The organism is Allobosea sp. 05L423, assembly GCF_056397745.1.
The window spans coordinates 54569-60971 of the sequence record NZ_JBFTOA010000022.1; the positions used below are offsets into that span (position 1 = coordinate 54569).

Genomic DNA, 6403 nt, shown 5'->3' on the forward strand with positions numbered 1-6403 from the left:
CGAAGGAGCTGCCGCATGCGTCGCGCCGCGATCGTAACCCCTCTCCGCACGCCGGTGGGCCGCTTCGGCGGCGCGCTCAAGGACGTTCCCGTGGAACGGCTTGGAGCTATTGTCGTCAATGCTGTCCTCGACCGGACCGGCCTCGACCCGGCGCTGGTCGACGACGTCGTCTTCGCCCAATCCTATGCGAATTCCGAGACGCCGTGTGTTGGTCGCTGGATCGCACTGGAGGCGGGGCTGCCGGTTCATGTCCCAGGCATGCAGCTCGACCGGCGCTGCGGCGGCGGCCTCCAATCGATCGCGACCGCGGCCATGATGGTACAGTCGGGCGCCTGCGACGTCGTCATCGCTGGCGGCGTCGAGAGCATGAGCAATATCGAGCACTACACGACAGGTGTGCGCTGGGGCACGCGATCAGGGTCGCCCGTGCTCTATGATCGGCTCGACCGCGGGCGCGAACGCTCTCAGCCCGAGCATCGCTTCGGGCACATTTCCGGCATGATCGAGACGGCCGAGAACCTCGCCCGGAAGTACTCGATATCGCGCGAAGCTGCTGACGCATATGCCGTGCGCAGCCAGCACCGAGCTGCCGCGGCCTGGTCCGAGGGCCGCATGGCCGCCGAGGTCATTCCGGTCAGCGTCCAGCAAAAGCGCGGTGAAGCAAATGTCGTTGCGCAGGACGAGGGCATCCGCGCTGACACCACGCTGGAGAGCCTTTCGAAGCTGCGCGCGATCCAGCGCGAGGGCACCGTGACGGCCGGCAATGCTGCGCAGCAAAACGATGCGGCGGCCGCCTGCCTCGTGGTGGCAGAGGATAGGCTGGCCGCGCTTGGTTTGACACCGGATGCGTTCCTCGTGGGCTGGGCTGCAGCTGGTTGCGAACCGGCTGAAATGGGGATCGGCCCGGTTCCCGCGACGGCCCGGCTGATGAAGCGGCTCGGGCTTGCTGTCAAGGACATGGATCTCATCGAGATCAACGAGGCGTTCGCCTGCCAGGTGTTGTCTGTTCTGCAGACCTGGCGCGGTGTCGATCCCGAGCGGGTCAACGTCAACGGGTCCGGCATTTCCCTGGGGCACCCGATTGGGGCCACCGGCGTCAGGATCATGACGACGCTCCTCCATGAAATGAAGCGTCGCGACGTGCGCTATGGCCTTGAGACCATGTGCATTGGCGGCGGGCAAGGTATGGCAGCGGTGTTCGAACGAGCTTGAGCCGGCAATGGCACCGCTCACTGTATCCCTCGAGGCTCTCGACTTCGCCGCGATCGTTCGCCCCGGTGAAATGATTTGCTGGGGCCAGGCGTGTGGCGAACCGACCGTGCTGACTAGTCGGTTGATGGAGCAGCGCGCGCAGATCGGAGGCGTTTCCGCCTTTGTCGGTATCGGCCTAGGGGAAGCGGTCGACCCCGTTCACGCTGACCATGTCCGCTTTACGTCCTTCTGCGGAACGGGCACCAATCGAAAACTCGCCGCTGTCGGAGCCCTCGACATCCTGCCAGTGCATTACTCGGACCTGCCGAAGACGTTGGCGGGCCAGGTCGACGTGCTCCTTTTGCAGCTGGCAGAGCACCCAGATGACGGCAGACTCAGCCTCTCTTGCACCAGCGACTACGTCGAGGGTCTCACGAAGACTGCTCGCATCGTGGTGGCTGAAATCAACCGTCAGGCCCCCTTCACCGGCGCATTGGTCGATGCGGACGATGTCGATATCGCTATTCGGACAGATCGCCCTGTCCTTACGCTCGCCCGCGGCACGCCCAGCGCCGTCGACCGAGCTGTTGCGGCCAATGTCGCCTCCTTGGTTGAGGATGGCGCAACGCTGCAGCTCGGCCTCGGCGCGCTTCCCGACTGCATCGCAGACCTGCTCGTTGACCGACGAGATCTCGGCTTGCACTCGGGCCTGATTGGTGACGGGGCTATGCGGTTGATCCAGTCCGGCGCGATCACCAACGCAGCCAAACCTGTTGACCGCGGCCTGTCGGTGACCGGAACCCTCCTCGGCAGCAAGGATCTGCTCGACTTCGCGCATCTCAATCCAACGATCGAGGTTCGCCCGATCGCAAAAACCCATTCGCTCTCGAAACTCGCCGCTTTGCCCCGCTTCACGGCGATTAATTCCGCCCTCGAGGTGGATCTGTCAGGCCAGGCCAACACCGAGATTGCCGGCGGTCGCTATGTCGGCGCAATCGGAGGCGCTCTTGATTTCGTCCGCGGGGCGCGCGCATCGCAGGGAGGGGTGCCGATCCTTGCCCTCCCCTCTACCGCCGAAGTGAAGGGGCAACTGAGCAGCCGGATCGTAGCCAACCTATCCGGGCCGGCGACCATCGGCAGAGCAGACGCCGGAATTGTTGTCACGGAATATGGGATTGCTGACCTTCGCGGCTTGTCGCTCGCAGAGCGCTTGAAGAAAATGGTAGCGATCGCTCATCCGGAATTTCGCGATTCGCTCGGCCGCGCGGCGCCACCTTAGGCGTCGCGAGGAACCGCCTGAGCCGGAGCCTAGATGGACCGGAAGATCGGTTTCGATATAACTCCGGGGCCCGCCAGGATGTCTACGCTCGTAAAGACCTTGCAGCGGTTCAATCGCAAGGAGCGCAATTGGCTTATCAGGGACGCCTTGGGGGATGGGGCGAAAACCCTGAGTTCGGATTTCCGAGGACGGCTGGCTAGCGTCCTTCAAAAGCACGATCCAGCAACTGATATTCCGGCCGACGCCTGGTGGACCACCGACTACCACATCGACTGGCTGATAGGTTGTTTGACGATCTTGGCCGAGGGCGAGAGCACGATCGACGTCGCGAAAACAAACGAGCCCCCGATTGTAAAAGGCAGCCAGCAGGATATCGACCTGCTGATCGCTTGGGAAACGACCCTGGTGCTGATTGAGGCCAAGGGGGTGGGTTCATGGAAAGGCTCAGGCACGACCAGCAAGTTGTCACGGCTCTGCGATCTTCCCGACTCGTTATTCAGTGGCCTCAGGCCCTACCTGCTGTTCATGTCACCAGGCGATGGCAATCTCCCCGGGGAGAAAATGCCGAAATGGATCCGCAATTCCGGAAAGGCGGATCATCTGGAATTGCGACTGCCGCCCACGGACAAACCCCTTCTACGTGTTGAGCGCTGTAGCCTGTCCAAGGGGAAATGGCGGCCGAATGCACGCGGAACAGACTGGCGGATCGAACCCGCTGCAGAACTACCGCCGACGCGACCGACCAAGCATATCTAGAAGCCGCAGACAGCCGTGGTTGCAGTCAGATGTGTATCCCTTTGGTCCTTCCAGTACCCACGTCAGTCATTCGAAGCTCTACATGACGCGCGCAATGACACGTCTCGCCGGAGCGGTTGACTATGCATAGGCTCCTCTCTGGATCCGGGAATGTGTATGCGACACGAGGGCCTGCCCTTCCATTGTGTCCAGGAAATCGATTGGCTCGGAGCCGCCGAGGCTGGCAAAGGCTCGCTCAACCATCGCGACAACCATCCCAGTGAACCGCGCCGGATTTCCCGGAGGCCATTTCGTTTGAGTCACGCCGCCATGGCTGGCTCATCCAGCATCGCGAAGTAGCGTTCCTCAGCCTCGGCCGGCGGGATGTTGCCGATAGGCTCCAGCAGCCAGCGGTTGTTGAACCAGTCCACCCAGGTCAGCGTGGCGAACTCGACGGCCTCGAAGCTCCGCCAGGGTCCGCGGCGGTGGATCAGCTCCGCGTTATAGAGGCCGTTGATCGTCTCGGCGAGAGCGTTGTCGTAGCTATCGCCAACGCTGCCGACAGAGGGCTCGATACCGGCCGCTGATTGATTGGATATTCCGGCGCAAATCGCCCGCCTTGCAGGTAATGCGAATTGGACTCGCGTGCTTGACCGCAGCGCTTAGCGCCGGCTTCGTCATCGCCGTCACAAGCCCATTCCTGACGTTCCAGCTCAATACCAGTGACGGAACTCCGAGCGTTCTCATCTACGGCGCGGCACTCTTGGAGGGGCGCTGATCATCGTGGGCTTGGTTTGGGAGCTGAAGCGCTATCGCTTTGAGCAGAAACGCTTGTCTCGGAAGAAGGCCATTGTGGTCGAAGTCCGCCGACTGCGCGATGGGCCTGGCCAACCCCTCACGCCGTTCCGAGTGACATCGAGGGCCATCGAGACCTGATGCATCTGGATGTTCGCCAGGGTGTCGTTGACGGAAAGATCGTCAGCCCGCAGGCCGCGGTGGACAAACTCGTGTCGCTTCCGGTCGATCTCGCAAGGCGTGAATCGGGCTTGGATCGAAGCGACCTCAAGCGCGTCTTTGGTGGTCTGGCACCTGTCCCGCTCACCTTCCTGACCGGCATTTTGATGGATGCTGAAGCGTCAACGGCCATTCTGGATTGGGATCGCCATCAGCAGCGCTGGCGCACCTTGACCGCGGCAGACGATGGGAAGCGCTTTCGCGCCAGTGGAATTGAAGAAATCCTGGCCGGCACCCAGGAAGCCGCCCTCCTGGTCTCGATTTCCTACCAGGTCGACGCCCCTGGCGTTGCCCGCAAGCTTCCAGGCCTACCGCAAGTCACGTTGCTTCTCGAAGACGGAGTGCCCGATAGCCATTGATCAGAAGCCAAGCAGCGCGCACTGGGCAGGCAGTTCTTGGAAATGGCAATTCAACAGGGCAATGGGGGTGTACGCCGCATCCATCTCTTCCTCGCCGGCCAAAACATCATCGTGTTCCGGTTTGGGCAGCAACGATATTCAAGCACCAGTGAAGCCCATAGGACCGATAAACGTAAGCGTGCCAAGAAGGACCGAACATGGCCGCATTTCGCGGTGCCGGACCTCGGAAGCTGTGCGAAGCTGGATCGTCGGGGAGATAGGCCTCGGTTTCGACGATCGTTCTCCCACGCCGTCAACGAGCAGCTCGACGCCAATCAGGCGTGGTGCTAGCTCCAGCGCGTTCAAGGCTTTCAGCTCGGTCGAGCTTGGTGGCATTTGTTCGATTGCGGGCTTGCTGATGGCGCGGACTTCAACTCGCGCCCTGAAGCCTGCAGTAATTAGCGCAGCAGCGGGAGAACGGTGGCGGCGGCGATCGCCACGACGATGGCACCTTGCATGAGGATGCCGTTGATCCGAGCCATGGAGGCTTCTGAGCTGCCAAGCGTACGCATAACTTCGCCTCCCTCGAAGCGCAGCTTCGAACCCAGCACGCCCAGATGCAACCCCATGAAAAGCAATGCGTCAGACTCTCCTCTCGTGTGACCCGGCCGCCACGGAGTTACAACTGCCCCGGCGATTCCGGTTTGCTGCGTTAATCCGAAGCTTGGATCGCACTGGGTGCCGCTGACGCCGAACCGACTGGCCTGGGAGAGACGACGCCGGCTCGGCGCCTCGCGCCGCGGCGCAGTTCGCCAGGCCCGAATCGCGCCTCGCGACTCTGGCCGGAGCTATCAGCCAGAACTGCACGGTCACAAAGCGCGACTCGCGCGCTTATGGTCAGCCGTCGTTCGACGAGTTGAACTCGTTTGGCCTCAGCCCTTCATCGAGGGCTGCTGGCATCGCCTTTCTGAGTGCGTCGTTGATCCGGTCCTGCCAGCCGGGGCCGCCATCCTGAAAGTGCGCCAACACCTCGCTGTCGATCCGAAGAGTGACCATCTCCTTGGCGCCCGGCAGAACGGTACGCTTCGCGATTGGCGTAGGTGGTGCCACCTTCGGCGCGGCGAAAAGGGCTTCCGCCTTGTCGCGAGCGCTTGTCGGGCGGCGCGTTCGATCGTTGCTCATTACATCGTCATACCAGGCGTCTGATACTTGATCATAGCATGGACTGGGTGGGAAAGGGGGTTATCCGCTGGTCGACCGCTTTCGGAAGGTCGAGACGACTGGGCGCGCCTATCACGGTCGCATCAGATGGGCATCACTGACCATGATGGTTCTCTGGTGGGTTCAGGTGCACGAGAACCTGCCCGGCCGCTGGCGCAGCCGGCAGTCCAGCCCCTTCCGCCGGTCAAAGGGCCGGATCGCTCCGCAGATTCTCGTCCCGGTGTTCGCCGCCGAGGGTCGCGGCCCAGGACGCGGCCGCCGCCCCAACGAGCAGCGCGGCAACGGTGAGAAATGCCGTCAGCACCGCAACCTTGCGCGCCCGCTCGGCCGCCTGCTTGGCGGTCTCCTTAGCCTGCGACAGTCGGGCATAGGCATCGTCGATACGCTTCTGTGCGTCCTGCTCGGTAATGCCGGACCGCGCGGCCAGCCGCGATGCGAGATAATCCCGGTCGCTCTGCTCGATCTTACCGTTCTTCAGCGCGTTGACGAAAATCCGCGAGGCTTCGTCGCGTTCCTGGGCCGTCGGCGGCTGGCCGTTAGCGCGCATCACGTTGTCGAGTGCCATCGCGAGCGGATCGACATTCTGAGAAATCAGCGACGCCACGCCCGAGCTAGCGCTTCCGAC

General features: G+C 62.5%; 6 protein-coding genes and 4 pseudogenes. 5 read left to right on the forward strand and 5 right to left on the reverse strand.

The annotated features are described in order from the left end of the window. The first annotated feature begins 15 nt into the window (after positions 1 to 15). From AC1DNE_RS26880 to AC1DNE_RS26890, 3 genes are read left to right on the forward strand one after another with little or no spacing between them, the layout of a single operon-like run. Complete coding sequence (locus AC1DNE_RS26880; protein ID WP_476767259.1) at positions 16 to 1212, forward strand: acetyl-CoA C-acetyltransferase; 1197 nt, start codon at positions 16 to 18, stop codon at positions 1210 to 1212. 7 nt (positions 1213 to 1219) lie between these two features. After that, positions 1220 to 2470 carry an acetyl-CoA hydrolase/transferase family protein gene (locus tag AC1DNE_RS26885; protein WP_476841286.1) on the forward strand — a complete coding sequence of 417 codons (1251 nt, stop codon included), beginning with the start codon at positions 1220 to 1222 and terminating at the stop codon, positions 2468 to 2470. 33 nt (positions 2471 to 2503) lie between these two features. Next, a complete protein-coding gene (locus AC1DNE_RS26890) occupies positions 2504 to 3226 on the forward strand; it encodes a hypothetical protein (protein WP_441473549.1) in 723 nt (240 codons plus the stop codon). A gap of 299 nt (positions 3227 to 3525) precedes the next feature. Here AC1DNE_RS26890 and AC1DNE_RS26895 read toward each other — a convergent pair. Next, positions 3526 to 3786 (reverse strand): annotated as a pseudogene (locus AC1DNE_RS26895) (integrase core domain-containing protein); the annotation flags it as partial. Positions 3787 to 3979: 193 nt separating this feature from the next. On the opposite strand from AC1DNE_RS26895, the gene AC1DNE_RS26900 reads away from it, so the two are divergent. After that, positions 3980 to 4141, forward strand: a complete 162-nt coding sequence (locus tag AC1DNE_RS26900) for a hypothetical protein (RefSeq protein WP_441473559.1) — start codon at positions 3980 to 3982, stop codon at positions 4139 to 4141. Then, positions 4114 to 4578: pseudogene (locus tag AC1DNE_RS26905) on the forward strand (SAVED domain-containing protein); the annotation flags it as partial. The gene AC1DNE_RS26900 and the pseudogene AC1DNE_RS26905, both read left to right, overlap by 28 nt. Positions 4579 to 4708: 130 nt before the next feature. Here AC1DNE_RS26905 and AC1DNE_RS26910 read toward each other — a convergent pair. From AC1DNE_RS26910 to AC1DNE_RS26925, 4 genes and pseudogenes are all read right to left on the reverse strand, one after another. Further along, a pseudogene (locus AC1DNE_RS26910) lies at positions 4709 to 4953 on the reverse strand (DNA-3-methyladenine glycosylase); the annotation flags it as partial. A gap of 62 nt (positions 4954 to 5015) precedes the next feature. Continuing rightward, a complete protein-coding gene (locus AC1DNE_RS26915) occupies positions 5016 to 5195 on the reverse strand; it encodes a hypothetical protein (RefSeq protein ID WP_441473547.1) in 180 nt (59 codons plus the stop codon). A gap of 259 nt (positions 5196 to 5454) precedes the next feature. Further along, complete coding sequence (locus AC1DNE_RS26920) at positions 5455 to 5739, reverse strand: BrnA antitoxin family protein (protein ID WP_441473546.1); 285 nt, start codon at positions 5737 to 5739, stop codon at positions 5455 to 5457. Positions 5740 to 5962: 223 nt separating this feature from the next. Next, positions 5963 to 6403 (reverse strand): annotated as a pseudogene (locus tag AC1DNE_RS26925) (hypothetical protein); the annotation flags it as partial.

Bases quoted from the DNA above. Each gene is read 5' to 3' on its own strand.
- AC1DNE_RS26920 (WP_441473546.1), bottom strand. From the start codon at position 5,739: ATGAGCAACGATCGAACGCGCCGCCCGACAAGCGCTCGCGACAAGGCG.
- AC1DNE_RS26890 (WP_441473549.1), top strand. From the start codon at position 2,504: ATGGACCGGAAGATCGGTTTCGATATAACTCCGGGGCCCGCCAGGATG.
- AC1DNE_RS26885 (WP_476841286.1), top strand. From the start codon at position 1,220: ATGGCACCGCTCACTGTATCCCTCGAGGCTCTCGACTTCGCCGCGATC.
- AC1DNE_RS26880 (WP_476767259.1), top strand. From the start codon at position 16: ATGCGTCGCGCCGCGATCGTAACCCCTCTCCGCACGCCGGTGGGCCGC.